The organism is Ulvibacterium marinum, assembly GCF_003626755.1.
In the GTDB taxonomy this organism is placed as follows: Bacteria; Bacteroidota; Bacteroidia; order Flavobacteriales; family Flavobacteriaceae; genus Ulvibacterium; species Ulvibacterium marinum.
This window is the reverse complement of the sequence record NZ_RBCJ01000004.1, coordinates 60,485-87,096: the sequence shown is the minus strand read 5'-3', so window position 1 is coordinate 87,096 and position 26,612 is coordinate 60,485. Positions and strand designations below refer to the sequence as shown.

The 26,612-nt window shown below is 40.0% G+C and carries 27 protein-coding genes; 9 read left to right on the top strand and 18 right to left on the bottom strand.

Annotated features, from left to right (window positions below):
• Positions 1–14 precede the first annotated feature (14 nt).
• Positions 15–1,019 carry a tetraacyldisaccharide 4'-kinase gene (gene lpxK / locus D7Z94_RS19415; RefSeq protein ID WP_120713295.1) on the top strand — a complete coding sequence of 335 codons (1,005 nt, stop codon included), beginning with the start codon at positions 15–17 and terminating at the stop codon, positions 1,017–1,019.
• Here lpxK and D7Z94_RS19410 read toward each other — a convergent pair.
• The 8 genes from D7Z94_RS19410 to D7Z94_RS19375 form a co-directional block, all read right to left on the bottom strand.
• Positions 1,000–3,222 carry a hybrid sensor histidine kinase/response regulator gene (locus D7Z94_RS19410; protein WP_317125788.1) on the bottom strand — a complete coding sequence of 741 codons (2,223 nt, stop codon included), beginning with the start codon at positions 3,220–3,222 and terminating at the stop codon, positions 1,000–1,002. The two genes, lpxK and D7Z94_RS19410, sit on opposite strands and share 20 nt — an antisense overlap.
• 252 nt (positions 3,223–3,474) lie before the next feature.
• Entirely contained in the window at positions 3,475–4,350 is an 876-nt protein-coding gene (gene lipA / locus D7Z94_RS19405) for a lipoyl synthase (RefSeq protein ID WP_120713294.1), read from the bottom strand.
• A gap of 134 nt (positions 4,351–4,484) precedes the next feature.
• Positions 4,485–5,048, bottom strand: coding sequence for an RNA polymerase sigma factor (locus D7Z94_RS19400; RefSeq protein ID WP_120713293.1), 564 nt, complete (start codon positions 5,046–5,048; stop codon positions 4,485–4,487).
• Between the two features lie 47 nt (positions 5,049–5,095).
• On the bottom strand, positions 5,096–5,302 hold the full coding sequence (locus tag D7Z94_RS19395; protein ID WP_120713292.1) for a membrane or secreted protein: 207 nt from the start codon (positions 5,300–5,302) through the stop codon (positions 5,096–5,098).
• An 82-nt stretch (positions 5,303–5,384) separates the two neighbouring features.
• Positions 5,385–6,143 carry an anti-sigma factor gene (locus D7Z94_RS19390; RefSeq protein ID WP_120713291.1) on the bottom strand — a complete coding sequence of 253 codons (759 nt, stop codon included), beginning with the start codon at positions 6,141–6,143 and terminating at the stop codon, positions 5,385–5,387.
• Positions 6,140–6,706 carry an RNA polymerase sigma factor gene (locus D7Z94_RS19385; protein ID WP_120713680.1) on the bottom strand — a complete coding sequence of 189 codons (567 nt, stop codon included), beginning with the start codon at positions 6,704–6,706 and terminating at the stop codon, positions 6,140–6,142. The genes D7Z94_RS19390 and D7Z94_RS19385 overlap by 4 nt, the downstream gene beginning before the upstream one ends.
• Before the next feature lie 213 nt (positions 6,707–6,919).
• Entirely contained in the window at positions 6,920–7,936 is a 1,017-nt protein-coding gene (murB, locus tag D7Z94_RS19380; RefSeq protein ID WP_120713290.1) for a UDP-N-acetylmuramate dehydrogenase, read from the bottom strand.
• Complete coding sequence (locus D7Z94_RS19375; protein WP_120713289.1) at positions 7,936–9,126, bottom strand: pyridoxal phosphate-dependent aminotransferase; 1,191 nt, start codon at positions 9,124–9,126, stop codon at positions 7,936–7,938. Before D7Z94_RS19375 ends, murB begins: the two co-directional genes overlap by 1 nt.
• 190 nt (positions 9,127–9,316) lie before the next feature.
• On the opposite strand from D7Z94_RS19375, the gene D7Z94_RS19370 reads away from it, so the two are divergent.
• Complete coding sequence (locus tag D7Z94_RS19370; protein WP_245967257.1) at positions 9,317–10,618, top strand: aspartyl protease family protein; 1,302 nt, start codon at positions 9,317–9,319, stop codon at positions 10,616–10,618.
• A 49-nt stretch (positions 10,619–10,667) separates the two neighbouring features.
• On the opposite strand, the gene D7Z94_RS19365 is transcribed toward D7Z94_RS19370, so the two are convergent.
• Complete coding sequence (locus D7Z94_RS19365) at positions 10,668–11,057, bottom strand: DUF1573 domain-containing protein (protein WP_120713287.1); 390 nt, start codon at positions 11,055–11,057, stop codon at positions 10,668–10,670.
• 300 nt (positions 11,058–11,357) lie between these two features.
• Here D7Z94_RS19365 and D7Z94_RS19360 point away from each other — a divergent pair, with 300 nt between their 5' ends.
• The 5 genes from D7Z94_RS19360 (at position 11,358) to D7Z94_RS19340 (ending at position 17,492) form a co-directional block, all read left to right on the top strand.
• Entirely contained in the window at positions 11,358–13,991 is a 2,634-nt protein-coding gene (locus D7Z94_RS19360; RefSeq protein ID WP_120713679.1) for a valine--tRNA ligase, read from the top strand.
• Between the two features lie 158 nt (positions 13,992–14,149).
• Positions 14,150–14,746 (top strand): hypothetical protein, encoded by a 597-nt coding sequence (locus D7Z94_RS19355; protein ID WP_120713286.1) that lies wholly within the window; start codon positions 14,150–14,152, stop codon positions 14,744–14,746.
• Positions 14,747–14,933: 187 nt separating this feature from the next.
• Entirely contained in the window at positions 14,934–15,782 is an 849-nt protein-coding gene (gene ppk2 / locus D7Z94_RS19350; protein ID WP_120713285.1) for a polyphosphate kinase 2, read from the top strand.
• 1 nt (position 15,783) lies between these two features.
• Entirely contained in the window at positions 15,784–16,569 is a 786-nt protein-coding gene (gene ppk2 / locus D7Z94_RS19345) for a polyphosphate kinase 2 (RefSeq protein ID WP_120713284.1), read from the top strand.
• Between the two features lie 161 nt (positions 16,570–16,730).
• On the top strand, positions 16,731–17,492 hold the full coding sequence (locus tag D7Z94_RS19340) for a creatininase family protein (RefSeq protein WP_120713283.1): 762 nt from the start codon (positions 16,731–16,733) through the stop codon (positions 17,490–17,492).
• A gap of 51 nt (positions 17,493–17,543) precedes the next feature.
• Here D7Z94_RS19340 and D7Z94_RS19335 read toward each other — a convergent pair whose 3' ends face one another.
• From D7Z94_RS19335 to rsfS, 6 genes are read right to left on the bottom strand one after another with little or no spacing between them, the layout of a single operon-like run.
• Positions 17,544–17,804, bottom strand: a complete 261-nt coding sequence (locus D7Z94_RS19335) for an acyl-CoA-binding protein (RefSeq protein ID WP_120713282.1) — start codon at positions 17,802–17,804, stop codon at positions 17,544–17,546.
• Positions 17,779–18,462, bottom strand: a complete 684-nt coding sequence (locus D7Z94_RS19330; RefSeq protein ID WP_120713281.1) for a phosphatidylserine decarboxylase family protein — start codon at positions 18,460–18,462, stop codon at positions 17,779–17,781. The genes D7Z94_RS19335 and D7Z94_RS19330 overlap by 26 nt, the downstream gene beginning before the upstream one ends.
• Complete coding sequence (locus D7Z94_RS19325; RefSeq protein ID WP_120713280.1) at positions 18,452–19,255, bottom strand: phosphatidate cytidylyltransferase; 804 nt, start codon at positions 19,253–19,255, stop codon at positions 18,452–18,454. Before D7Z94_RS19325 ends, D7Z94_RS19330 begins: the two co-directional genes overlap by 11 nt.
• 1 nt (position 19,256) lies before the next feature.
• A complete protein-coding gene (locus tag D7Z94_RS19320; RefSeq protein WP_120713279.1) occupies positions 19,257–19,865 on the bottom strand; it encodes an LUD domain-containing protein in 609 nt (202 codons plus the stop codon).
• Positions 19,866–19,922: 57 nt separating this feature from the next.
• Positions 19,923–21,938 carry an ATP-dependent zinc metalloprotease FtsH gene (ftsH, locus tag D7Z94_RS19315; protein WP_120713278.1) on the bottom strand — a complete coding sequence of 672 codons (2,016 nt, stop codon included), beginning with the start codon at positions 21,936–21,938 and terminating at the stop codon, positions 19,923–19,925.
• 41 nt (positions 21,939–21,979) lie between these two features.
• Positions 21,980–22,366 carry a ribosome silencing factor gene (gene rsfS, locus D7Z94_RS19310; RefSeq protein ID WP_120713277.1) on the bottom strand — a complete coding sequence of 129 codons (387 nt, stop codon included), beginning with the start codon at positions 22,364–22,366 and terminating at the stop codon, positions 21,980–21,982.
• 94 nt (positions 22,367–22,460) lie between these two features.
• Here rsfS and D7Z94_RS19305 point away from each other — a divergent pair, with 94 nt between their 5' ends.
• Positions 22,461–23,192 carry a biotin--[acetyl-CoA-carboxylase] ligase gene (locus tag D7Z94_RS19305; protein ID WP_120713276.1) on the top strand — a complete coding sequence of 244 codons (732 nt, stop codon included), beginning with the start codon at positions 22,461–22,463 and terminating at the stop codon, positions 23,190–23,192.
• Here the strand turns inward: D7Z94_RS19305 and D7Z94_RS19300 are convergent.
• Together D7Z94_RS19300 and pyrE are read right to left on the bottom strand one after the other, a co-directional pair.
• Positions 23,184–23,582, bottom strand: a complete 399-nt coding sequence (locus D7Z94_RS19300; protein ID WP_120713275.1) for an SRPBCC family protein — start codon at positions 23,580–23,582, stop codon at positions 23,184–23,186. The genes D7Z94_RS19305 and D7Z94_RS19300 overlap by 9 nt on opposite strands.
• Before the next feature lie 3 nt (positions 23,583–23,585).
• A complete protein-coding gene (gene pyrE, locus D7Z94_RS19295) occupies positions 23,586–24,227 on the bottom strand; it encodes an orotate phosphoribosyltransferase (protein ID WP_120713274.1) in 642 nt (213 codons plus the stop codon).
• A gap of 7 nt (positions 24,228–24,234) precedes the next feature.
• Between pyrE and D7Z94_RS19290 the strand changes: the two genes are divergently transcribed.
• Positions 24,235–24,822 carry an NUDIX hydrolase gene (locus tag D7Z94_RS19290; protein WP_120713678.1) on the top strand — a complete coding sequence of 196 codons (588 nt, stop codon included), beginning with the start codon at positions 24,235–24,237 and terminating at the stop codon, positions 24,820–24,822.
• A 1-nt stretch (position 24,823) separates the two neighbouring features.
• On the opposite strand, the gene D7Z94_RS19285 is transcribed toward D7Z94_RS19290, so the two are convergent.
• On the bottom strand, positions 24,824–26,581 hold the full coding sequence (locus D7Z94_RS19285; protein ID WP_170158854.1) for a M14 family metallopeptidase: 1,758 nt from the start codon (positions 26,579–26,581) through the stop codon (positions 24,824–24,826).
• Between the last annotated feature and the right edge of the window lie 31 nt (positions 26,582–26,612).

Below are 26,612 nucleotides of genomic sequence, written 5' to 3'. Positions count from 1 at the left end.
ATATTTTCGTTCCGGTGCGACTTTTACGAAAAATAGCGTTTCCCATTTCTTTGGTATATGCCCTTGTGGTACATATTCGTAATTATTTGTATGATGTCGGATTTTTGAAATCAAGGTCTTTCGACATTCCTATAATTTGCATCGGTAACCTGAGTGTTGGGGGAACGGGGAAAACACCCATGATAGAGCTTTTGGTATCCCATTTTCAGCACTCCCATCGCACTGCCGTATTAAGTAGGGGATATAAGCGGAAATCCAAAGGTTTTCTTGTTGGAAGAGCAGAAAGTACCGTTGAGGAGTTAGGCGATGAACCCTTTCAGATCCATTCCAAATTTCCTCAGGTCGTGGTTGCAGTGGACGCAAACAGAACCAGAGGAATTCTTGAATTGAAAAAGCGGGTAAATCCTAATGTTATCCTCTTGGACGATGCCTTTCAACACAGGAAAGTACGTCCGGGGTACACAATTTTATTGACCACCTATTCCAATTTGTATACGGACGACTGGTATTTGCCCACAGGTGATTTGCGTGATGCCAAAAAAGAAGCGAGGCGGGCGAATGCCATTGTAGTCACCAAATGTCCTTCTTCATTGCCCCAAATAGAAAAGGATGTCATTATAAGTAAAATAAAACCAATAAAAAACCAGCAGATATTTTTCAGTAGCTTGGCATATGACTTTCCGATTGGCGATGCCAAAGTGATTTCTTGGGAAGATTTGGGGAACCTAAAAATTACGCTGGTCACCGGAATTGCCTATCCCGAACCTTTGATCCTTTGGCTTAAAAACCAAGGACTTGTTTTTGAGCATTTAAGATTTGGGGACCATCACTATTTCACTAAAAACGAATTGGCTCTTTTTAAGTCCAAGGAATGTATTTTAACTACGGAAAAGGACTATGTCCGTCTAACCGGGAAGCTGAAAAACCTATACTATGTTCCGGTACGCCACCATTTCTTAAATAATGAACAGGACATATTGGCCAAGGAATTGTCCAATTTTATGATGCAGGGTTCTTGACCTCTTTTTTACTAAAAATATTCTCCCCGATTTTTTGATAGAAAACCTCTGGTTTAAAGGGCTTGGTTACCACATCATTGCACCCAGCTGCATAAAAACTCTCCAAACTGTCATCCAGGGAGATGGCCGTTAATGCTATAATAGGGGTATGACTATCGAACTTGCGGATTTCAATGGTAGCTTCCTCACCACTAATACCTGGCATATGGATGTCCATTAAAATTGCATCGTATGGGTTTTTTCGGGCGAGTTCAACAGCTTCCATACCGTTACTGGCAATGTCACTGGTGATGTCCTTTTTGGTCAACATTTTTTTCGTTATGACCTGATTGATTTTGTTGTCCTCTACGATTAATAGGTGAAGCCCTTTAAAGTCATAGTCCTTTTGAGTAATTTCAAAAGAAATGTCGTCCACAACACTATCCTTACTTTTTAGCTTAAGCTCAAAAAAGAAAGAACTTCCTTCACCCAAATCACTTTGCAGTTGTATCTTACTATCAAATAGGCCCAATAGGCTTTTTACAATGGTAAGACCCAACCCTGTGCCGCCATATTCCCTATTAATTTGAATAGAGCCCTGTTCAAAGCCTTCAAAAATCACTTTTTGCTGCTCCTGGGATATTCCTATACCGTTATCCTTAACTTCAAAATATAAAGTAACATCGTCCTCCACCTTTTTCATCAACTGCGCTATTACCTTTACCTCACCGTCTTTTGTAAATTTTAGGGCATTGCCTACCAGATTCATGAATATTTGGGAAAGCTTCAAAGGATCACTCATTAAATGGCCCGGAATGCTCTCATCATATTCTAAAATGATTTTGGTGTTATTTTCCTTGGCACTTTGCTGAAGCGAGTCTATAACTTCTTGAAGAATCTTTTTAAGATTGAATTCTATGTTCAAAGGTTCTAGCTTTTCCGCATCAATTTTGTTGATTTGTAAGATGTCGTTTATGAAGTTCAGGAGGTAGTCCCCTGAAAATTTTAGCGCCTTTAAATGCTCCTTTTGATTTTCACTTGGATTTTCCTCCAACAGGAGATGGGTCAGGCCGGTAACTGCATAGAGCGGTGTACGCAACTCGTGGCTTACAGTGGACAAGAAATTGGTCTTGGCCTCCATGGCCTGTACGGCCGCATCCCTTGCACCCTGTAGCTCATTGTTTTTGGTCTGTAATAGGTCGTTTGTTTTCAGTTTTATCTGATTGTTCCGGTATAGGGAAACGGCCAATAGCGAGATAATGGACAAAAATGCTGAAGTGAGAATCGTGGCAATCTCGGAACGATTTCGCGATTCATTTAGCTCCTCGATACGCTGATCCATCCGCTTGATTTCATCGCTCATAAAATCAAATTGAATTTTTTCTGCGGTCTTGGCCTCCGTTTTCACTTTTTCTATGGTAAACAGGGAGTCCCGGATTTCTAAAAGATTTCTATTATGGACCAAGGACTTATCGAAGCGGCCGAGGCTTTCATATAGTTGGGTCAATAATTGATTGGCTTCCAGGGTTTCCTTAAAAAAGTCATTTTCTCGGGAAAGCTTCAATGCGCTTTCGGCATTCAATGCCCCTTCCTCAAAATTTTTGATTTTTTGGTTCAGTTGCGCCAAACCGATATACGCCCTAGTAGCCAAATATTCCTTTTCGTACAGATCCGTATTGATGACGAGCGAGTTAAAATTTTTAGAAGCACTATCATATTTTTCCAGATTCAAATAAATATTCCCCTCAACCAAAAGGATATTGTTGAAAAAATTACGATCGTTGTTCAATTGCTTTGCTTCGTTGAGCATGAAGATGGCCTGAAAGTTCTTGTCATCCCTAAACAGCAAAATAGCCTCTATAAACTTATGAATGGCGTCACCGTATGGATATTCTATATCCTTGAGTACTGATTTTGCCCGATCCCAAAAGAAAAGTGTAGTTTCCTCCTTGTCTAATTTTAGGTAGAGCAGGGCAAGATTGTGATAGCTGTCTACCAAGGCTTTTACATCCTCATTTTTTTCCGCAAGTTCGGCAGCTTTTTCCAACGACTCCAGAGCAAGATCCATTTTGCTCTGATTTTTTAATTCCCTGGCATTGTCGAAATAAGACTGTAAATCATTTTGTGCCAAGGAATCTTGCCCATGGGATACATTAAAGGCAACTAACAGAAGATAGCTCCATACCCATTTTTGAAGTAGTTTATGTAATATTTCGATTCTCAAATATACTTTTTAGTGATGCACAATATCGATATAAATCAAAAATTCCGTCACATAGCAAAACACCCTTCAATTTTGTTGTTGAGGGGCCTGAAAATGAAACGTACAAGAATGGTAACTATTGTTTACCCGAACCAATCTAATAGGAATTTTCTTATAAACTGTACAATTTTTAGCTTATTTCTTGAAATTATACTAAAACTGCCACAATTTTAGGAACATCCTTTGCAAAGGTCAATGTTGGTTTTTTGGGTCTCAATCTACATGCTTATGCGCTTTATAGGACGATCTTACCAATGCACCGCTCTCCACGTATCTAAATCCCATTTCCAACCCCAACGTTTCGTATTTCTTGAATTGTTCCGGCAAAATAAATTCCTTTACCGGTAAATGTTTTTTGGACGGTTGAAGGTATTGGCCAATCGTTAGAACGTCTACGTTTACTTTCCTTAGGTCTTTCATGGTTTGGATAACCTCTTCTTCCTGCTCGCCAAGACCTAACATTATACCGGATTTTGTTCTATTTATACCGCTGTCCTTGAGATATTTTAGGACACCAAGGCTACGGTCGTATTTCGCCTGGATCCTTACTTCACGGGTAAGCCGTTTTACGGTTTCCATGTTATGGGACACCACTTCCGGAGCTACGTGGACTATACGATTAATATGATTTTCAATACCCTGAAAATCAGGAATAAGCGTCTCTAAAGTGGTGTTTGGATTCATTCTCCTTACCGCTTTGACGGTTTCGGCCCAGATAATGGATCCCATATCCTTTAAATCGTCACGATCCACAGAGGTAATGACAGCATGTCTAATGCCCATAATTTTTATGGACCGGGCCACTTTTTCGGGCTCTGACCAGTCTACATTTTCCGGACGCCCCGTCTGAACACCGCAAAAACCACAGGAACGCGTGCATATATTTCCCAAAATCATAAAGGTTGCGGTTCCTTCTCCCCAACATTCCCCCATATTGGGACAACTACCAGAGGTGCAAATAGTATGTAAATTGTATTTATCTACCAATCCCCTGAGTTGGGAATATTTCTTGCCTGTAGGAAGTTTTACCCTAAGCCATTTAGGTTTTCCCTTGGGAGGGGCAACATTCCCCAAAGTCTCTACACTCATAGCGAAAATTTAAACAAATATACGAAGTAAATTATGGTTTATGGGAACTATAGGGTTTCAAGGGATAATGGGTTTTTCGATTTAAGTTTGGCCTTATCCTACGCCCCGAATCCTTTTTTTGTAATGTGCATCTCCTATTGTTTACCACCTTTGATGACTTCTGCCAGTAGTTTTTTTGCCCTTAGTAACTTCACCTTAACGTTGTTAATGGGTTCATTAAGCTCTTTGGCTATGGCCGCATAGCTAAGTTCATTGAAGTATCTAAGATTAATAACTTCTTGGTAATGGGGCTTAAGTTTTTTGATATGCTGAAGCAGGTTGGCCAGATTCTGTTCGGTTATTAGACGATCTTCTGCTGTTGGGGCATCGTCCAAAACCTTTTTTATCACTTCATTGTTCCCATCGGTCTCAAAAGGGCTTCTTTTTCTTTTTCTGATGAGATCTATGTGAATATTTTTGGAAATGGCAATCAACCAGGTTTTGAACTCATAAGATTCGTCATAGGTAGAAATGCGATCAAAAGCCTTGGAAAATGTCTGAACGGTAATATCTTCCGCATCGTTTTCATTTTCCGTGCGTTTCAACTGAAAACCATAAACGTCGTTCCAGAAGTTGTCCAAAAGTGTGCTAAAAGCAATTTGGTTACCGGATTTGGCCCTTTTGATTATATCTTGAAGTCCGTTTTCCCGTTTGACCAATCGTAGTAGGTATTAATAAAAGTTTAAGTGCAGAAAAGGTTAGCTTTCTATTGTAGTTTTGGGGCAATATCCTTTTTGCAATCCTGTTCACTCGGAAGTTTCCCGCACATGCCACAGGCTTGTCCATCCTTGTTCAAAAATGGGCTTTGGCTCGCACAAGTACCTGCGAATTTGCCATCTTTTTGAGACCAAATCTTTATGGCAATTCCGGCAAAAGCCAGTGCTAGTAAGCCTATAGTCAAAACAATCAGCATCTTTTCAGAATTTTAGGCAAAGATATAAAAAATATAGCCCTGAAGCTAGCTTCAGGGCCATATGGGAAGTAAGATTTCTTTATCAATATGCAATATTGGCAACAATATTTTCTACTGTGGGTGTTTGATTCCCTCCTTTAGGTTCAATAGTGATATAACCTACGGCTTTGTCTGAATAAGGTAGTGCCAGTAGTTTTTCTTGACTTACCGCTTCCTTAATAACTCCCAAATTGACCATTTTCCCATTAACCTCGGCCCACATTTGGAAACATTGATTCTCAGGTAAGTTGGGCAGTTTCTCCACATTGATATAGGACAGTTTTTTAACCGGATTAATGTAAGCGACCGCCTTAAGTTCTTTGGCCTTTTTGTTACCCTTTACACTATACTTTTTGGTCTGGGGATTATTGAGCACTATGAACTGGTTTCTTACATCTTCCAGTTGCTCTCTCATATCCTCCTCCAAATCCTTTATTTTATTGCTGACAATAGTATTTTCTTCTTGAAGGCTTTGGTTCTGGTTCCAGAAGAAATAGGAAGCTCCTGCAAACAAAAGAGTAGCAAAACTTGCTGCAATGGCATATCTGAAGAATCTTTTTCTTGTTGAGTTTTCCGCCTTTATTCTTACAAGGATTCGCTCTTTAAGGCCTTCTGGCGTCTTTATGGCATGCAATTTTGCAAATGCCTCTAAATTTTCTTGAAGCTCGTTATAGGTTTCGCGTACCTCGGGATACATGGCAATGTATCGCTCCACTTGCAAAGCCTCCTGATCTGTAACCGTCCCTAACAAATACTTTTCGAGCAAGTCTGAATCCAGAAATATTTTTATTTTTTCTTTCATTGTATCAAATTTAATAGCGGCAGGAAAGACATGGCGGGACCATAAATCTTTTTTAGTTCCCTAAGCCCAATTTTTAACCTGGACTTAATGGTGCCCAACGGAATATCCAGTTCTTCACTGGCTTCTTGTTGTGTCATCCCCTGAAAAAATAAAGCTTCCAATACAATTTGGTATTTGGATTCTATCTTTTCCAGATTTTCCCGGACATCCATAAATTCAGGCCTAATACTTTCAATGCCTAAATTATATACGTCGGAAACATCCATTTGGATTTCCTTATCGGTTTTTGTGTTCGTACTGCGCAATTTGTCAATGGCCGTATTACGGGTAATGCGGAAGAGCCAAGTAAATAATTTGGCCTTTGAGGAATCATAGGAATCCGATTTTTTCCAAATTTTCACAAAGCTTTCCTGAAGCACGTCCTGTGCCATTTCTTCATCGCGAACTACTTTTTGGGCCACACCATAGAGCGTATCCCCATAGTGCTCGTACAAAAGCGAGATTGCTTTTTCGTTTCGCTCTTGGAGCAGTTCTACGATGTGTTTTTCAAGAAGTGTACTCATATATTGTTCGGAATACTTAAAAAAATCGAAATAGATGAACATCCAATTCAATCTTTTTACCGTATATCCCTTAAACGCTAATTTATTAAATTGATTGCCATAGCAGGCAACATCTCAATATTTTAATTAGATAAATGTACAATTGGTAACTGTACATTTAGTTTTTGGTTAGTTTGGTTTGGTATAGCCCTCGGAGGATTCTTTTTTCGGGGGTTATTTTATGATATTTACCTCCGGATGTATGGTGATGACAAATTTATCCCTAACACTTTCAATAATTTTTTGGGCAAGGTTTAATATTTCCATTCCGGTAGCCCTACCATGATTCACCAAAACCAAGGCTTGGTGTTCATGTACACCTGCATCGCCGAAACGCTTGCCCTTAAAACCGCATTGTTCAATGAGCCAACCAGCCGGAATTTTATATGCATTGGAGGAAACTTTGTAATAAGGAGCATCCGGATAGTCTTTTGTAAAAGTATCGAATTTCGTTTGGTTAATAACCGGATTTTTAAAGAAACTACCACTATTGCCTAATTTGGCCGGATCGGGCAATTTACTTTTTCGTATGGATATTACGGCGTTGGAGATATCGGTAATGGTAGGCCTATCGATGTTTTTCTTGTTCAATTCAGATTCAATTGCGCCGTAGGATCTATTAATTCGATGATTTTGCTTTGTAAGCTGCAAGGTTACGGAGACAATGATGTACTTTCCCTTGCCTTCATTCTTGAAATAGGAATCCCTGTATCCGAATTTGCAATCCTTCTTGTTGAAGCTCTTTATGGCCTGGTCGTCAATTCTCATGGCTTCGCAGCAAACAAAGGTATCCTTAAGCTCCACACCGTATGCACCGATATTCTGTATGGGAGCGGTACCGATATTCCCGGGAATGAGGGACATATTTTCGAGACCACCATAGCCTTTTTTCAAGGTCCAAAGAACAAGCTCGTGCCAGTTTTCCCCGGCCATTATCTTAAGGGTTATCGTATCGTCATCTTGGGTAGATATCTCAATGCCCTTTATATTTATATAGAGTACCAAAGCATCTATGTCTTTGGTAATTAGCATATTGCTGCCGCCGCTGATGACAAAGATTTTGGGATAACCATTCAGTTGCAGTGCTTCCCTTAGGTCATTAGTACTATTTATTTCAATAAAAAATTTAGCCTTGGCATCTATACCGAAGGTATTGTAATCTTTAAGGGATATATCTTGCTGTATTTCCATCAACCTATATAACTCTTGAGGGCCTCTTGTAGTATATTCACCGCCCTTTTTAAGCTATCCCTCTCCAACACATAGGCAATTCGTACCTGGTTCTTCCCCAATCCCTCGGTAGCATAGAATCCGGCCGCTGGAGCAACCATTACGGTTTCATTGTTTATCCTAAAGTCTTCCAAAAGCCACTGGGCAAAATCATCCGCATCTTTTATAGGAAGCTCAACGATACAATAAAAAGCACCTTGCGGCTTTCCTATCTTTACACCCTCTATTTTTTCCAACTCGGCTATAAGGACGTCCCGTCTTTCTGTATATTCTTTATTTACCTCATCAAAATAACTTTGAGGGGTGCTTAAAGCGGCCTCACTGGCAATTTGGGCATAGGTAGGGGGTGATAATCGGGCTTGCGCAAACTTTAAGGCAGTCTTAATGAGTTTGTTATTTCTGGAAACCAAATATCCTATTCGTGCCCCGCACATACTATATCTTTTGGAAACGGAATCTATTACGATAGCATTTTCATCCAGTCCAGGTTCCCTTAAAATGGAATGGTGTTCCCTACCATCATAGGCAAATTCACGATATACTTCATCGGCTATTAAAAACAGGTCATGCTTTTTTACGATTTCTGCTAATTTTTGTATCTCTTTCTTGGTATACAGATATCCGGTAGGATTACCGGGATTACAAATTAAAATGGCCCTGGTGCTATTTGTTATGAGCTTTTCGAATTCCTCAATAGCGGGAAGGGCGAAATTGTCCTCTATTTGGGAAACTACGGGCAAAACTTTGATTCCTGAAGCTGTCGCGAATCCATTGTAATTGGCATAAAACGGTTCGGGAATTATAATTTCATCACCATTATCGGCAATACTGCCCATGGCAAAGGACAAAGCTTCGGAACCACCGGTAGTAACCATAATTTCATTAGCGGAAACCTCAATACCCTTTTCAGCGTAATAATCGGCTATTTTTTCCCGATAGGCCTCCGAACCTTCGGTGCGGCTGTATTCCAAGACCTCCAAAGTATTGTTTTTTACTGCATCAAGTGCAACTTGGGGCGTTTTAATATCAGGTTGTCCAATATTTAAGTGAATGACCTTAATTCCCTTTCTTTTGGCCTCCTCGGCAAAAGGCACCAACTTTCGTATTGGTGATTCCGGCATTACTTGTCCTTTTTGGGATATGGAGGGCATAACGTTGTTAGTTTTCCACAAAAATGGGAAAACCTAATGGACAAAACAATACATGGAGATTTTATTTGATATATCGAATATTTTGTTAATAAATGACGAAGCAACCAGGAAAATATGTAAATTTAATAGTCATATAGTATTAATGCTGAGGAAATTGAACAGGATACTTGTTTATTTTACATTTTTGTTAATGAGCTTTCCACTAGTTGGGATTGCCCAGGGATTTGATTTGCCCGAAGGACAGAAATACCAAAAAGTAAGGTTTGAACTCATTAATAATCTCATTATCATCCCAATGGAGGTGAATGGAACCGAGCTATCCTTCATATTGGATTCCGGAGTCAGCAAGCCCATATTGTTTAATCTTTCCGATCAGGATTCGGTTCAAATAAAAGACGTTTCCGAAATTACCATTAGGGGACTGGGCGATGGAGAGCCCATAAAGGCCCTAAGTTCCAAGGGAAACACATTTGCATTGAAAAACGTACAAAATAGGGACCAACTCCTATATGTGGTCTTGGACAAAGACCTTAATTTTTCCCCAAGCCTGGGGATTACAGTACATGGCATCATTGGATATGACCTTTTTAGGGATTTTGTTGTTGATATAAACTATGCTTCAAAAGTCATTAAATTTCATGACCCTGCGTCCTATGTATATAAAAAGGATAAAAGGAGTGAAACACTTCCGCTATCGGTCGCGGCCAAGAAAGCCTATGTGGATGGAAGTATTTTCCTAAAAGACGCTGAGGATTTACCCGTTCGGCTTCTGTTGGATACTGGGAGTAGCGATGCCGTTTGGCTTTTTGAAAATGATGAAATAGGGATACCGGACAAGAATTATGATGATTTTCTTGGGAAAGGACTAAGTGGTGATATCTTTGGGAAGCGCACCAAAATAAACAGTATAAAATTGGGTAGTTTTTCCCTAAAAGATGCCAAAGCCGCTTTCCCGGAACGTAAATCGTTTGGTGCAATCAGGTATTTGGGGGATAGAAATGGAAGCATTGGGGGCGAGGTGTTAAAACGGTTCAATATTGTTTTTGATTATACCAATAACAAGTTCACCCTTAGAAAGAACAAGAATTTTAAAATGCCCTTCCATTACAATATGAGCGGTATAGAGTTACAACACGATGGCGTACGCTATGTATCCGAGAGTATAGCAAATAGCAATGGTGTTGTCCAAAGCAATAAAAAGTCGTTCGGTGACGTACAGATTCTTTTGGAAAACCGTACAAGGTTAAGTTTGGTTCCCGAAATTGTGGTATCCGGAATTAGGGCTGGAAGCCCGGCCGAGATTGCGGGACTAAAGGAGGGCGATGTGGTGTTGTCCGTAAACGGGAAAAGCGTACATAGATATAAACTTCAGGAAATTTTGCAAATGCTAAACGAAAAGGAAGGAAAGCGTATTCGCGTACGTATTGCAAGGCAGGATAAGGATTTGCTTTATACCTTTGTACTGAAGGATTTATTCAAAGAAAAACCCTGATTTTAAAATCAGGGTTTTTCTTTTTAAGAGATTTAGATTCTGTAGTGAATCATTTCTTTCCTTCCGGAGCTTTAACTTCCCCTTTTATCTTTAAGACTTTTGTAGGTGTGTCCGCATTGGATATTACCGTAATGGCTTTTCGTATGGGACCAACACGATTGGTGTCGTATTTCACCTTGATTTCTCCTGTCTTACCCGGTAAAATAGGCTCTTCTGGCTTTTTAGGAATCGTGCACCCACAGCTAGAGCTTACTTTGCTTACGATCAATGGAGCTTCACCAGTGTTCGTGAATTCAAAGACTCGTACACCATCACTGCCTTTTTCAATGGTTCCATAGTCTACTGTTTCGGCCTTAAACTCAATTTTCGGGGCTTTTACCTGAGCAGTAAGGCCTAAACCCATTAGGCCCATAAATAATACAAGTACTATTTTTTTCATAATCGTGGTTTTAATTGTTTTTCAATGGCATGTGCAACTCCCTGTTAGTCAAAACCTGCTTTTAAGTAAATTTATGGCAGGAATCCATAACTGCAATTGCTACTATCTTTCGTTTTGGGTGAATCTCAAAAGTAAATCTTTTCAGATGAACCTCCAAAATCCTTTTGTTATCTATTAACGTTACTTATTTTTGTTTCGTATTTAACTCGGGCAAAAGGCCCTAAACTTATCAATATTTAACATTCACCTTCAGCACAGTTTTTAGTGCCGCCGTTAATTCACCAAAAACTATTCCAAAAAATGGATATCCCATCAAAATATGAGCCTAATACCGTGGAAAACCATTGGTATGACTACTGGATGCAACATAAGTACTTTCATTCGGAGCCGGACGAAAGGGAGCCTTATACCATTGTAATTCCTCCACCTAATGTGACCGGGGTACTCCACATGGGGCATATGCTCAATAACACTATTCAGGATGTCCTAATACGCAGAGCACGACTTTTAGGAAAGAATGCTTGTTGGGTTCCGGGAACCGACCATGCTTCCATTGCCACCGAAGCAAAGGTGGTAGCCAAACTAAAGGAACAGGGAATTAACAAGACCGACATATCCCGAGAAGAGTTTTTAAAGCATGCTTGGGATTGGACCCATAATTACGGTGGGGTGATTCTGGAGCAGTTAAAGAAATTGGGATGTTCCTGTGATTGGGAAAGAACTGCTTTTACCATGAATGACAACATGTCAGACTCTGTCATCAAGATTTTTGTAGACCTTTTTGATAAGGGATTGATATATAGGGGTTATCGCATGGTAAATTGGGATCCTGAGGCCCAGACTACCCTTTCCGATGAAGAAGTGGTCTATGAGGAAAGACAGGGTTTGCTGTATTATTTATCCTATCCCATAGAAGGATCTGAGGAAAAAGTAACGATAGCTACCACGCGTCCAGAGACTATACTGGGAGATACGGCCATTTGTATAAATCCTAAGGACGAACGCTATAAACATTTGAAAGGTAAGAAGGCCATAGTGCCTATTTGTAATCGTACCATACCGATTATTGAAGACGAGTATGTTGATTTGGAATTCGGTACGGGATGCTTAAAAGTGACCCCTGCACACGATGTAAATGACCAAGCATTAGGGGTGAAGCACATTTTGGAGGTCATTGATATCTTTAATGCCGATGCGTCTTTAAATTCCTACGGTCTTCACTATGAAGGCAAAGATCGATTTTTGGTTCGGAAGGAAATTGCCAAGGAATTGGAAGAAAAAGGATTTTTGGTAAAGACTGAAAATTACGTAAATAAGGTAGGAACTTCGGAAAGGACCAAAGCGATAATAGAACCACGATTGTCCGATCAGTGGTTTTTGAAGATGGAGGAACTAGTAAAACCGGCCTTAAGTGCAGTATTGGAAACCGGTGAGGTAAAGTTTTTTCCAAAAAAGTTCGAAAATCTATATCGCAATTGGATGGAGAACATCCGCGATTGGAACATTTCGCGCCAACTATGGTGGGGACAACAAATACCGGCGTACTATTTCGGGGATGGGCAAAATGATTTTGTAGTGGCGGAAAATATTGATGATGCGTTGCAGTTGGCCAAAGAAAAATCCAATAACCCTAACTTGACCATTGCCGATCTAAGGCAGGACGAAGATGTTGTGGATACCTGGTTCTCCTCCTGGTTATGGCCTATAACCGTTTTTAACGGGATTTTGGAACCTGATAGCAAGGACATCAACTATTATTATCCAACAAGTGATTTGGTCACGGCCCCGGATATCATATTTTTTTGGGTAGCCCGAATGATTATCTCCGGTTATGAATATCGTAAGGAACCTCCTTTCAAGAATGTATATTTTACTGGAATCGTTAGGGATAAACAACGCCGTAAAATGTCCAAATCCTTGGGAAACTCGCCGGATGCCCTAAAATTGATAGAAGAGTATGGCGCCGGTGGTGTTCGTGTGGGACTTTTGTTGAGCTCTGCCGCTGGCAACGACCTTATGTTCGATGAGACTTTATGCCAGCAGGGAAAAAACTTCGCCAATAAGGTTTGGAACGCCTTTCGTTTGGTGAAGGGATGGGAGGTAAGTGACCTGCCCCAACCGGAGGCTGCCAAGCTTGGTGTTGCCTGGTATACTGCCAAATTTAACCAGACATTGTTGGAAATAGAGGATCACTTTGGTAAATATCGTATTTCGGATGCGTTGATGACCACGTACAAATTGGTCTGGGAGGATTTCTGTTCTTGGCTTTTGGAAATCTCAAAACCGGCTTATCAACAACCTATAGACAAAACCACTTTTGATTCCATAATTCATCTCTTTGAGCAAAATTTGAAATTGTTACATCCCTTTATGCCGTTTTTGAGCGAGGAGATTTGGCAACATATCGCTAAGCGAGACCCGCAACAGGCACTTATTATAGCCGAATGGCCCAAAATAGAGGAAGAAGTGGATGAGGGACTGATCAAGGGATTCGATTTTGCCTCCGAGGTAATCTCGGGCATACGGACCATACGAAAGGAAAAAAATATTCCTATGAAGGAAGCTTTGGAGTTGTCCATCCTGAACCAAGAAAAGGTTTCGAACGCTTGGGACGTAATCATTCAGAAATTGACCCATGTTTCCAAAGTTTCTCATGTAGAAAACGGTTTGGAAGGGGCATTGACTTTTCGTGTCAAAAGCAATGAATATTTTATCCCTATTGCTGGGGCTATAGATGTGGATGCCGAAATCAAGAAAATAGAGGACGAGTTGAACTACACCAAAGGTTTTTTGCAATCCGTTCAAAAGAAACTATCCAATGAACGTTTCGTAAACAATGCTCCGGAGCAGGTAGTGGCTATTGAAAAAAAGAAGGCTGCGGATGCCGAAGCCAAAATCGAGACTTTGGAAAAGAGTTTGGCCAGCTTGGGGTAAATTATATGTTTTAGGTAAATGGAATTAGTTTACGGTCGTTGCGTAAACTATTTTCATGTTCTTAATTTATTTCAATTTTTGATATTTGTTGTTCTTTTTATCTCTGCTTATGGAAAAACTCCTACAGTATATTTATCTTTAAGGAAAACTAGAATACCATGAAAAATTTAACTTCCTTCCTCCTGATACTGGCTTTTATCCCCCTTTCTTGTCAAGAAATGGAGAAACCTGAAATCCTTCCCGCAGCTGTGCAAATAAAGACGGCTACACTCCCTGCGCCCGAGGCTGAAAAGGACGGGGCTATGGTTTATGGCTATAATGGATCGGGCGAGTTCGTCGTTTTGCGCGAAGGCACCAATAATCTGGTCTGTTTGGCCGATGACCCTAAAAAGGAAGGTATTAGTGTCTCTTGCTATTCAAAAAAACTGGAACCCTTTATGAAACGAGGAAGGGAACTCTCGGCCCAGGGCAAGGATTTTAAGGAGAAAAGGGAAATCAGAGGGGCGGAAGTGGCTGCCGGTAAGATTCAAATGCCAAAAGAACCTAGTATGATGTATGTGTATTTTGGAAGTGATACAGCCTACGACAAGGCTACAGGAGAACTTAAAGACGGTCAATATCGCTATGTTATCTACACGCCTTTTGCGACTACGGAATCCACCGGACTACCAGATAAACCTCACGAAAAAGGAATGCCATGGCTTATGGATCCCGGAACTTTCCGTGCACATATTATGATCGGACCATTCAAATAAAAATTTTCCCATCTTTAATTTATCTTTTTCTCAAAAATCCTTTTAATTCTATTGGTATACCCTATCAAATTTGCATAAAAACACTATTTTGAGGAATTATTGGACAATCGAGGTGCCATTACTTTTTTGGACTCGTGATATTTCTATTGTTTAAACAGATAATTGTTTCTGAAAACTAGCGACCACTATGCAATACACTTCTGAGGATCTATTGGGCGTAAAAACAAGAAAGGATTTAATTGATATTGCCAATAGGAAAAACATAAAAATTGACAATGTTGTTAAAAAACTGAAGTATGAATTGGAGCTCATAAAACTTCAAAGTGAATTGGTTTCACTACAACAGTGGGTTTCCAAGAACAATCTACGCGTTGCAATTCTTTTCGAGGGTAGGGATGCTGCCGGAAAAGGGGGCTCCATAAAGCGTTTCTACGAGCATTTGAACCCTAGGACAGCAAGGGTTGTTGCCCTTTCCAAACCAACAGAAAACGAAAAAGGACAATGGTATTTTAGAAGATATATCAAGGAACTTCCCAACCCTGGGGAAATCGTTTTTTTTGACCGAAGCTGGTATAATAGGGCTGTAGTAGAACCTGTAATGGGTTTTTGCAATGAAGAACAGTATGCACAATTTATGGTCCAGGTACCCGGATTTGAACATATGCTCTACGAAGATGGTGTCATATTGATCAAGTTCTGGTTTTCCATCTCCAAGGAAGTACAGAAAAAAAGGTTTACCGCCCGACTTAGAAATCCGCTAAAGCAGTGGAAGTTTAGTCCGGTCGATATGAAAGGCCAGGAACTTTGGGACAAGTACACCTACTACAAGGAACAAATGTTTACGAGAACCCACACCGATTTTAGCCCTTGGATTATAGTAAAGACCAATGATAAACAAACAGCACGTTTAGAAAGTATGCGCTATGTACTTTCAAAATTTGATTACCGGGAGAAGGATTATTCAAAAATACCGATTCAACCTGATCCCAATGTAATTGTTCGCTATTATAGGAATGCAAAGCAAATAGATATTTGATATGGATTCACTTAAAGATCTGGATTTATCCGAGGAAAATCTGAAATTGTTAAATAGTAAAATAGGTTTACGGAGTCTTTTTGCAAGTAAACACTTGGATTTGGAAAAGGCGTTAAGGGATACGCAATATGAAACCAATTTGAGGAGACGTCAGGTTGAGCTGGTAAAGTTACAGACTTGGGCTATAGAGAATCGAAAAAAGATAGTGGTCCTTTTCGAGGGTCGTGATGCTGCCGGAAAGGGAGGAGCGATCCGCCGAATTTCTGCCTACATTAATCCTAGGTACTATAGAATAGTAGCACTGAACAAGCCCACGGAAGATGAGAAAGGACAGTGGTATTTTCAAAGATATGTGAATAACCTTCCAGAACCAGGTAAAATAGTTTTCTTTGATCGGAGTTGGTATAATAGGGCCGTGGTCGAGCCCGTAAACGGTTTTTGTACACCTGAGGAGTATAACATATTTATGTCCCAAGTGAACGATTTTGAGAAAATGATCATTCAATCAAATACCTATTTGATCAAATTTTATTTTTCCATAACCAAGGAAGAACAGCAAAAACGCTTTGAGGACATCAAGGAAAGTAATCTAAAGCGATGGAAAATGTCCCCTGTAGATGAGCGGGCCCAAGAACTTTGGGAGGAATATACCAAGTACAAGGAAGTAATGCTGGATAAAACGAATACTCCGCATGCCCCTTGGGTGATTATAAATGCTAATAAAAAGACAATTGCACGCCTCAACGCTATTGATCATATCCTAAAAACAATTCCTTATATAAAGTAAATTTTGTGCGTGTACTGATCAAGATTAGCTCAATTTATAGATTTAATGGGATACCAGATTAGTTTTGAAGAATTGGAAGCAATGGTATTTTAATTTTTTTGAACGATTTGATTTATATTTTAGGAATGACTTTTTAAGTTTGTGCAATAAAACCTGAGACTATGAGACCCTATATTTTGGCCGAGACCAATTGGAATGCCCTTAAGGATGCAAAATTCGATTTGGCCGTACTGCCTTGGGGTGCCACTGAAGCCCACAATTATCATTTGCCGTATTCCACGGACAATTTTGAAGCAGATGCTCTTGCGGCAGGATCGGCGAAGGTAGCTTGGGAAAAGGGAGGTAAGGTTATAGTGCTCCCAACTATTCCTTTTGGAGTCAATACGGGGCAATCCGACATCTACCTGGACATTAACCTAAATCCTAGTACGCAGTACGCGATCTTATGCGATGTTGTAGAGGTGTTGAATCGTCAAGGAATTTATAAGTTATTGATTTTCAACAGTCATGGAGGAAATAATTTCAAGCCCTTGGTCCGAGAATTGGGACTAAAATTCCCAAAAATGTTTATTAGCTTTTCCAACTGGCCACAAGCTGTTGATAAATCGGATTATTTTCAAGAAAACGGCGACCATGCCGATGAAATGGAGACAAGCCTTATGCTTCATCTTAAACCGGAATTGGTATTGCCAAAGGAGAAGTGGGGTAGTGGAGCCTCAAAAAAATACAAGATCAAGGCATTTTCCGAAGGTTGGGTCTGGGCGGAGCGCAAATGGTCTCAAATCAGCGAGGATACCGGTGTGGGCAACCCTATGCATTCTACCTCGGAAAAAGGAGAACGTTTTTACAAGGATGTAACAGAAAAAATGGGTAATTTTCTTTTCGAACTTTGTAAAGCGGATATTGACGACTTATATCAATAAGCCCTTACGGGGTTCATTTCTTGGCTTTGTCTTTTCATTGTACCCACTTGCTTACCTCCTAATTTCCTTATTAACCAATTTGGTATATTGTTTCATGGCTTCCTCCCTATCAATGTTTTTGGCCTGGATCAAGGCATTGGCCTTAAATGCATTTATAAGCGGGGTCTTACTTCCAGGGTTGCTAAAGTTTTTGTTTGCAATTTTATAATAGGCGTAGAGCTTTAATAAAAGATCTGCAGGAAGTGGTTTTGTATAGTTGTTCACAAACTCTACGGCCTCCAAAAAATCAGTATGTAATTTCTGCTTCTTCATCCTTGTCCACAACTGTGGCTATACAGGTTTTTGCACCTACTACCTTTTGGTTCAGTTTAACGGTCACGGCACAATCCAAAGGTAATAACAAGTCCACTCTTGAGCCAAATTTTATAAACCCTGCATCATCGCCCTGTTGTACACTTTCACCTTCTTCAGCGTAATTTATGATGCGTCTGGCCATAGCCCCTGCAATTTGTCGGTATAGGATATCCCCAAATTTAGGAGTACGTACCACAACTGTGGTACGCTCGTTGTCAGTACTGGATTTGGGATGCCAAGCCACCAGATATTTTCCGGGATGGTATTTGGAATACTTTATGCTTCCGCTTACAGGATAGCGGGTTACATGGACATTTATAGGAGACATAAAAATGGAAACTTGGATGCGTTTATCCTTAAAATACTCGTTTTCTTCCACTTCTTCAATAACAACTACTTTTCCGTCTACAGGTGCCAAAATCTCATCGAAGTTTTTTGGGACTTTTCGTTTTGGGTTTCGAAAGAACTGAAGTATCAGAATCAAAAGTACCAAAGCAATGATTTGAAGTCCAAACCGTATCCAAACCGTATCAATATAAAATTGGGACAGTAATACTGCAGCGCAGACTATAAAGAAAGTTGTAATAATAATTTTTTGACCTTCCCTATGAAACATAAGCGAAAATAATTAAGGTTACGTACGCGAACGGTGCTGCAAATATGAGACTATCCAAACGATCTAACATGCCACCGTGACCGGGCAGAATAGCTCCACTGTCCTTTACACCTGCGGTGCGTTTCAATTTCGATTCCAATAAATCTCCAAGGCTACCAAAAATAACAATGACTATTGCCAAAATCATCCACTGCATCGGACTGATTATTGATTCATACTTTCCGATTATATAGGCGGCGCCCATGGCAAAGATAAAACCGCCGACCGTACCTTCCACGGTTTTTTTTGGAGAAATTGAAGGATATAATTTTGTACGCCCTAAAAGACTGCCTACTAAATACGCAAATGTATCATTGACCCAAATAAGAATAAAAATGCCCATAATGAGCAGTTTGGCAAAATCATCGTCCTTATAGGGAATCATGGTCAAAAAAATGCATCCGCCCCCTATATAAAAGAGTCCAACAACGAATTTTCTAAAAGTGCTGAATAAGTTTTTGTTTTTTGAGAATAGGAAAAAAAGAAGTGTACAATCTACCATAACGGTAAGAAACAATAGTACATATATCAATGAAAGGTCATGTACCAAATAGATATACGCCCACCAAAGTGTCAAATAAGCGAGAAAAATATGATATCCGCGCAATTGTACAAGCCGTTTGTACTCATAGAGACATGCAAGGCCAAATGTCATAAAAAGAAAATCAAAGGCATCGGAGCTTAGAAAAACAGCGGATAATAATAATATAATGTAAACAGCTCCGGTAAGGGCGCGTCTAAAAATCTCTCTCATACTAAAGGTCTTCCAGAAGTAAAAGATACAGATTTTTGGAACTGCTTCCGTAAGTTAAAAAATCATTTGAGTTTTGATCGGTCGCTTGAAAGTGTTTTAGGGTGGTTATGTTTGCCGGAATACTGTGACCGTATTTCTTTTTAATTGTTTTTAGGCCCTCCCCAATGGATTCTACTAACTGACTGGTAGTTGCAAAAACAATGACATTGGCGGGAAGCTCATGAAGCTTTTTTTCATTTAGTTGATTGGAGCAGACCAATATAGAACCATTTTGGGCAATTAGATGTTCGCATGTGGTAAAAAATACCTCACTGTTCTTATTGTCCGTGGTAAAAGAAATTCCTTCTTTGGAGAACCTTTCCTCTAATCTAGAGTCCATGGCGAAGAAAGGATGTTCCTGCCAGTTATTTTCTTGAATGATATTTTTTAAGGCCTCGGAGATTTCAGAAAAAGAATCGCAATACAGGAATTTCCCACCATTTTTTTTGAAGTGGATGGTAAATTTTTCATCAACGGGGATGTTAAGATCTGGCATATGCACTCCTCTGGTCTCCACAGTCTCCTTGGAAACTTTTTTGCCACCTCCAAATAGTTTGTCAAATAGCCCCATTTTGCATGATAAACTTCTTAATACTATTCCGTCATTAATGATGAACGTCCAAGTTTATTATTTATTTTCTTTTTTTTCTTCTTCCTCTTTTTCTTCTACAGTAATCTCTTCAGTTTTTTTCTCTCCATTCAAATTTTCCTGTCCTTTTTGATCGAATTCTTTTTCGAATGGCCTTTGTCCGAATATTTTCTCGAGATCTTCCTTAAAGATGACCTCCTTTTCCAAAAGTCGCTCTGCCAAGGTAATCAGTTTGTCTTTATTGGCTTCGAGTACTTCCACCGCCCTCTGATACTGTTCCTCAATAATCTTTGAGATTTCCGTATCAATGCGCTGTGCGGTTTCTTCACTGTAAGGTTTGGTGAAGCCATATTCACTTTGTCCAGAAGAATCGTAGTAGGTAAGGTTGCCAATTTCTTCATTAAGTCCATAAATGGTAACCATGGCCCGGGCCTGTTTTGTAACTTTTTCCAAGTCGCTCAAAGCACCGGTAGAGATTTTGTCGAAAATCACTTTTTCCGCAGCACGCCCCCCTAAGGTTGCGCACATTTCGTCCTTCATTTGTTCCGGACGTACTATAAGACGTTCTTCTGGCAAGTACCATGCGGCACCCAGCGATTGTCCCCTTGGGACAATGGTTACCTTTACCAAAGGAGCGGCATGTTCTAGCATCCAGCTAACGGTGGCATGTCCTGCTTCATGATAGGCAATGGTCTTTTTCTCGCCAGCGGTAATGATTTTGTTCTTTTTTTCTAGGCCACCTACAATACGGTCCACAGCATCCAAAAAATCTTGTTTGGTAACCGCCTTTTTCTCCTTGCGCGCAGCAATAAGTGCCGCTTCGTTGCAAACATTGGCAATATCGGCACCTGAAAAACCAGGGGTCTGTCTCGCTAAAAAGTCCAAGTCCAAAGTTTCTGCGGTCTTAATGGGCCTCAAATGCACTTCAAAGATTTCCTTTCGTTCCCTAATATCGGGTAGGTCAACATAGATTTGTCTATCAAATCTACCGGCTCGCATTAGGGCTTTGTCCAATACATCCGCCCGGTTGGTCGCTGCAAGTACGATGACATTGGTATTGGTGCCAAAACCATCCATTTCGGTAAGCAGTTGATTTAGCGTATTTTCACGTTCATCATTGGAGCCCGTGAAATTGTTCTTTCCCCTTGCCCTACCAATGGCGTCAATTTCATCAATGAAAATTATGGCTGGAGATTTATCCTTGGCTTGCTTAAAAAGGTCACGTACCCTGGAAGCACCTACCCCGACAAACATTTCAACAAAATCAGAACCGGAAAGCGAGAAGAAGGGTACTTTAGCCTCCCCGGCAACGGCTTTGGCCAATAGTGTCTTTCCTGTTCCAGGAGGACCTACAAGAAGGGCGCCTTTTGGAATCTTACCTCCCAAAGAGGTATACTTATCCGGATTCTTTAAGAACTCAACGATTTCCTCAACCTCTTCTTTGGCCCCTTCCAACCCGGCCACGTCTTTAAACGATGTACGGGTGTCCGTCTTTTCATCAAAAAGCTTGGCCTTGGATTTACCGATATTGAAAATCTGACCTCCGGCACCTCCGCCTCCGCCTCCGGACATTCTTCGCATTAAATAAATCCAAATGCCGATTATCAAAACAAAAGGAAGAATCCCAATCAAAAAATCACCGAGGTAGTTGGATTCCGTATCATAGTCCACTATGGTATCCAAATTGTTCTCGGTTTTTAGATCTTTTATCTCGTTTTCAAAATTCTGAAGATCCCCATAATCTAAAACATATTGGGGTGAAGCGGAAGGGCTTAAAGCAAAAGGCTGGTCCTTGACATCTTTATGAACATCCTTCTGGAGCGCCTCATTCGTTAAAAAGACTTTTGCCTGCCTTGTATTGGTAATAATCAGGATTTTTTCGATATCCCCATTTCTGAGATATTCCTGTAACTCTGAAGTAGTAGTTTTCTTGGTGCTTGAAAGATTTCCGCTTCCAAAGAACTGGAACCCTATTAATAAAATTGCTATTAATCCATAAATCCACCAGGAACTGAATCTAGGTTTTTTAGGATTTGTATTGCTTTCTTTTGCCATTATCTTATTTTTTGCCCTTTTTAGTAACCCTACATTAGGGATTATTTCAAGGCTTGATTTATGCTACTTTCGATTTCGGTGAACTTGGCATCACCCCAAAGACCTTCTATATCATAGAATTCCCGAATATGTTTTTGGAAGACATGGACTACTACATTAACGTAATCCATTAGGACCCACTCGGCGTTATCTTCGCCTTCTACATGCCAAGGCTTGTCTTTTATTGCTTTGCTAACTGTTTTTTGGATAGATCCCGTTATAGCATTAACGTGTGTATTGGAAGTACCACTGCAAATTATAAAGTAGTCACAAACAGTATTTTCAATTTCCCTTAAGTCAAGCAAGCTAACATCGTTCCCTTTTACTTCATCTATTCCCTGTAAAATTAATGTGATTAACTCGTCTGCGCTAGCTTTCCCTTTCTGCATTCAAAAATTTTAGTTTAAGCAAAGTTATTATTTTTTTGTTCTTTTACCTCTAGTTTTTAACAATTGATTAAAGATAGGATCTAAAGGATGCCTCATGCCAATAATCAAACTTGATGCCACAGACTCTACCAATGCATACTTAAAAAGACTTATTGCTTCCAACGTCTCTCAAGACTTCACGGTAGTTGTTGCTAGGAACCAGTTGAAGGGTAGGGGGCAAATGGGAACGCATTGGATATCCGAAGAGGGTAAGAACCTAACCTTTAGCGTTTTAAAGAAAAATAAAGACCTTTCCACGGATGATTCTTTTTTGTTGAATATCATAGTATCACTGGCCATTGTCGATAGTTTGAAGGGTTTTCAGGTTCCTGATTTAAAGATTAAATGGCCTAACGACATTCTGTCAGGCACATCCAAAATTTGTGGCATTCTTATAGAAAACATCATATCAGGAAATAAGATAAAGGCTTCTATTATTGGTATAGGACTTAATACTAACCAAACAATTTTCCATAATGTTCCTAAAGCTTCGTCACTGAAATTGTTGCTGGGCAAAACCTTGGATTTGGATGAGCTTTTAAAGGAGCTTTTGAATAGTTTGGAATCTATTTTTCAGGATGTCCAAAAAAAGGGAAGTGAAGAATTATGGGAAGCGTATGGGGAGATTTTGTTTCGAAAGGATAAGCCATCGACTTTTCAAGATTCCAATAAAAAAAAAATTATGGGATTTATCCGTGGCGTCTCTGCCGAGGGTAAACTGATTATTGAGCTTGAGGATAATGTAAAAAAAGAATTCGGGTTTAAGGAAGTAACACTTTTATACTAGAGTTTCTCCAAGGTTTTCCAACAAGGTATCCATAAAATTGGTGATGGGTGTCTTGATCATCATGGCCATCATAGCATTAAATTCCCCTTGAAAACTTAGTGCAACCTGGGTTTCATTATCAGCTATAGACAAGATATCGGCTGTAAGGGTAAAAGGTAGTTTATCACTCGCGGCACCCAGAACAATTTTGTTGTGGGGATGTTGTTCCTTGCGCTGCAGTACAATTTCGGGCATACCTTTTAAGGCAAACAGAAATCGATCTTCATTTATGAGTTCAAACTTGTCAATGCTATTGGGCATCAACTTCTCAAAATTTTTCAGTTCGATGAGAAAGTCGAAAACCTGCTCCTGACTTTTTGAAATATTTTTTTTTGGTGTTTCTATGTACATTTTTTACGGATGCCATGTGGAAGGACTTTTTCGCCATTCCAACAATGTGTTCAACTGATCTTCTTTAATATATCCGGTTTCCGATGCCTCTTGGATGAGATGGTCATAATCCCCCAACGTATGCAATTCCATATCCCTCGTCTCAAAATTTTCTTTGGCAACATCAAAGCCATAATTGAAAATAGCCAACATTCCCTTTACATTCGCACCCTCATTAGTGAGTGCTTCCACAGCGTTTAAACTACTTTTCCCTGTACTTATTAGATCTTCTACCACTACCAAATTCTGATTGGCTTCCAATCTACCCTCTATCTGGTTCTTTCTTCCGTGGGATTTCGGCTCGGGTCTAACATAAATGAAGGGAAGGCCCAAATAATCTGCAACCAACATTCCAATTCCAATGGCCCCGGTAGCGACCCCTGCAATTACATCAGGTTTACCGTATAGGGACTCCAACTGCTTGGCCATTTCCTCCCTAATATAGTTTCGTATCATTGGGTAGGAAAGTATAATTCTATTGTCACAATAAATGGGAGATTTCCATCCGGAAGCCCATGTAAAAGGATTTTCCGGTCTCAACTTTATTGCATTAATTTGTAACAGAAGCTCTGCTGTTTTTTTGGCGGTGTTTTTGTCCAAAATCATGGAGCAAATGTATAAAGTTTTTGTCAAAGAGGCGCCTCTTATTTTAACCAACAAACTTTCTGAAATTGCCAATAGTAGATATTACCCTCTTAACGCAGAGGCTATACAAGAGGCCATTGACGCACTGGCCAAGAAAAAGTTGGAGGAAGCCTATATCTATCATCCCAATCACGAAGAAATCCTTAAGAAATTCTGCAAACAGATTCCATTGGAAGTTGCGGCCGGAGGTGTTGTAACCAATAAAGCAGGAAAGGTGCTTTTTATTTACAGGAACGATAAGTGGGATTTACCCAAGGGAAAGCTGGAAAAGAATGAGGGTTTAGAGGAATGTGCCCTGCGTGAGGTAGAGGAGGAAACCGGGGTGAAGGGGTTAAAGATTGAAAATGTGTTACAGACCACCTACCATGTTTTTAAGAGGAATGGAAAATATAAATTAAAGGAAGTACACTGGTACGCCATGCGAACCAATTATGAGGGTAAACTGAAGGGTCAAAAGAACGAGGGTATAGAAAAGGTGAAATGGAAGGGCCCAAAAAAAATCCAAAAGGCCTTGGAAAACTCCTATACCAATATAAAAATACTCTTCGGGGAATAGATTATGGCATACCTTTGCCAGAAGCTATACGGTAAACGGGATACTGCATATGGGCTGGTTCATGAAATTCCGACTTTTGGTATAACCAATCCAATTGAGCATACCAGTTATTGGCAAATTCCAAATCGGCTTTTTTCTTATTGTCAAAGTCATCCTTGAGCTGTTGATTATTTTCTAGCATTTTAGTCGCAACGTCCTCAAAAACATAGGGCGAAAAGCCCTCTTTTCTTTGCAGTATGGAATCAAAGAAATTCCAATTGAAAAAGGAATCCACAGCACAGGGTTCCAAGGTTTCCAGAAGATAGCGGATACCCTCTTGATCTGTAGGAATCAGTAGGTCTCCTTCAGAAAATAGGAGATTTACCGTATCCTTGGAGATTTGCGTGTCATAGTGCAGATAATGCCCTTCATAGGGGAAATCCAAAGTTTTGTATTTTTTTATCCTATAAGATTCGACGGTCAAAGTGGAATCATTTTGCAAAGTTTCATAGTTTATCTTGTTCAAATCCAAAAGCTCTATTACGGAGGTCCATCCTTTTTTTAGGATATAGGTTTCTGGAATTTTTATTGAATCAACAGGTTTATAATAGTTTTTATATTCCATTTTTTTGGTAAATGGTCTTTCCTGATCGTAGGAAAGTCTATCAAAGCCCGTTACTTTGCTGACAATCGTATCCACCTTGTATCCTTTGAAGTCCCGTACTGTAATCTTGGTTGTGTCCAAGACCCATTTTATCGGATAGTAATTCCAGTTTTGATGCCTTGTGCGGGCTTTTTCGCTGAGTTGTTCTATTCGTTCGCTATCCCTATCAGTAATAGCCAACATTGTCCTTAAAAACTCATAAGTCCCTTGTACACGTTGTGCGTAAGGTTTTAGCATATGGGTTTCTACCATAAGGCCCAGGGTATTCCAGAGTGTGGCATATCCGGTGGAATACCTTGGATGGTCCATAAACTGGGAAAATCCTTCTTCAGGAGCCTTGTTATATACATTTACGTAAGGTGTAATATCCCAATTTTCCATTCTCAGGGATTTTTCCAAAGCCGGCAATATTTCTCGATCCAAATATTCTCCCAATTCTCCGCCGAGTTTATTGTGCTGTGTAGATAGGTGGGTGAGCGTATACTGATAATCCGCACCATTGCTTACATGTGTATCTATGAAAACATTAGGTCTCACCAAATGAAAAATTTCGGCAAAGGTTCTTGAATTTTTCGTGTCCCCTTTTATGAAATCCCTATTGAGGTCATAGTTTAATGCGTTACCTCGGAAACCGTAGGATTTAGGTCCATTTTGATTTGCCCTGGTACTAGTGTTCCTATTTAGTGCCCCACCCACATTGTATACTGGTATAGTAACTAATACGGTATTGGTCGGTGGATTTATCTTGCCGATGGCCAAGTCCCTGTACAGTAGCATGGTGGCGTCAATACCATCGCTTTCACCAGGATGTATACCATTATTTATGAGAAGAATCGTCTTTTGATCGGCTATTTTTTGAAAGTTGAAGGTGGCCTCGGGATTGTAGGTGACAATATGCAGGGGATATCCGCTATCGGTTTGTCCTATGGTCTGGATATTGATTTCAGGGGATTGTTTGGCCAATTGAATATAAAAATCCACTACCTGTAAGTAGGTGGCCGTTTCCTCTCCATTAGACTGCTCAAATGGAGTCGGAAATCTGGGTTCTTCATCCTCTTTTTTGCTTTCGCAGGCCATAAGGCCCAATACCAGCAATAATACACCAAAAAGTTTCATAGGGCGCAAACTGAAAGTCCTTTACCAAAAT